The 439-nt window shown below is 46.5% G+C and carries 1 tRNA gene and 1 rRNA gene; both read right to left on the reverse strand.

The annotated features are described in order from the left end of the window. Positions 1 to 200: 200 nt before the first annotated feature. Positions 201 to 276, reverse strand: a tRNA-Glu gene (locus ACU8YC_RS27940). 85 nt (positions 277 to 361) lie between these two features. Beyond that, a 16S ribosomal RNA gene (locus tag ACU8YC_RS27945) occupies positions 362 to 439 on the reverse strand; the annotation flags it as partial.

Consider the following 439-nt stretch of genomic DNA (forward strand, 5'->3'; position numbering starts at 1 on the left):
CGTAAAACACCATCGTGTTGCGAAAATTTGAGAGACTCGAACACACCGCTTTTCATTTCTTATTACGGAGAAATGAAACAGTGTGTCGTTTCAATTTTCAGCTTGATCCAGATTTTTAAAGAGCAAATATCTCAAACGTCACCCGAAGGTAAGTTTTGAGATATCGGGGTCGGCGACTTTCACTCACACATACCAGCAAGTGGCGTCCCCTAGGGGATTCGAACCCCTGTTACCGCCGTGAAAGGGCGGTGTCCTGGGCCTCTAGACGAAGGGGACGTGTAAGTCTCAATCGCAAGACGCCTTGCTATTTACTTTTCATCAGACAATCTGTGTGAGCACTACAAAGAACGTTTCTTTAAGGTAAGGAGGTGATCCAACCGCAGGTTCCCCTACGGTTACCTTGTTACGACTTCACCCCAGTCATGAATCACAAAGTGGT

Source organism: Citrobacter sp. VF227 (assembly GCF_052950715.1).